At 39.0% G+C, this 1504-nt stretch carries 1 pseudogene; it reads left to right on the forward strand.

From position 1 onward, the window contains the following. Positions 1-988: pseudogene (locus L2764_RS27140) on the forward strand (hypothetical protein); the annotation flags it as partial. Positions 989-1504: the final 516 nt, after the last annotated feature.

Consider the following 1504-nt stretch of genomic DNA (forward strand, 5'->3'; position numbering starts at 1 on the left):
AGCCCAAGGCCGAGTCAACCCCACTACCACAGTCGGCGGCATGGTAATCAATGATAATGCAGGACTGGAAAAAGAGGCTGATGTACTAGGCGCTAAAGCACTGCAGATGAAGCCGAAAGAGAATAAAAGTAGAGCGATTACTACTTCCGCTGTGCAAAAGAAAAGCAGTACGAAGCAAGGTTTTGGGTTTGTGGACAATCGTCCAGAGGTTGCTGTTCAACGGAAATTTCAAGATATGGCTAATAAGACTGCAACACTTGAATTACACTCAATGAGTGTTATTCAAATGGGTAAAAAAAAGAATAAAAAGGCTAAAGAAGAACCTATTACTGTAAGTAGACCATCGCATACTCAAGAGGAAATACAAGATGAGATGATAAAGCTGTGGCAAATACATGCGATAAATGAGCAGGATCAGCTTCGCGCCGATTATGCTTGGAATTATAGAGGGATTGAAGGTGGATGGTGTGATGGATGGTCTTATGTGCTTTCCATGGGTGGAGATGAATTAGCTGAAATATGGTCTGAAATAGATAGTCTACTTGATGGCGGAAACCAACTTAATTCAACCAGTAAATATAATGCTTGTGCATTGGCTAGGAAGGCTTCTCTTTATCACATTATGAATCAAGATCCTCCGGAAACGGGAATTCAACAAGAAAAGGATTATAAGGCGGCCAATTTTGAAGTGGAGCAAACACCTGCAAACAGGGAAAGTTGGAATCACGATGAGGATTCTACTTTGAAAATGTATGTCATTAAAGAAGAGATTAAATCGCTGGAAGATGGCCAAACGCTTCGGCTTACATCACCCATCCATGATGCGGCTGTTCAACGTATTAAAGGTGGATACATCGTTTCTGAAACAGAAAGCCATGGTGTTCAAAAGTGCGAAAAACTGGAGGAAGCAATGCTCATTCTGGGCGAATGGCGAGAGGAATGCGAACAAAAAAATGATCCTTTCTTTAATCAAACAATGATTGTATAACCAATAGTCTACTAAGCGATAAGCCCATAACAAAACCTAAAAGCCATTGAAAAAGTCTTTTAGCTTAATTGATATGAGAGATGGGCTAACTTAATAATTCCACTTAAGTGAGCCAATTAACAGAACAGATAACCTCCCTCAAAAAGCCCCTATTGAACATAATAGAGATTGGACGCATAACGACTTTTGATTTCGAGGAAAAAGAGCAAGATAGGCTCTGAAATGAACACTTATCTTAGCAAAAAAATCCAAAAAACGGAATGCCAATAGTTAGTGAATTTCACCACTCTGGCAGTTCAATCAAAAATGGAGCTTAAGCGTCTAAAATGATAGAATAAGCCTCTTTTTTAGTCGTAAAGGTATTCTGGGTTGAACGAAACATATACAGACGCATTAAATGGACTTGTTGCACACTCTTTAATCCATTTGTATTTACATTGTGGTGAAAGCTCAAGATTTATCCCAACTGCAAAACGTAACCAAATTCTAGTTCAACATCTAAAGCCAAAAATAAAA

Source organism: Shewanella surugensis (assembly GCF_023284005.1).
GTDB classification, from domain to species: Bacteria; Pseudomonadota; Gammaproteobacteria; order Enterobacterales; family Shewanellaceae; genus Shewanella; species Shewanella surugensis.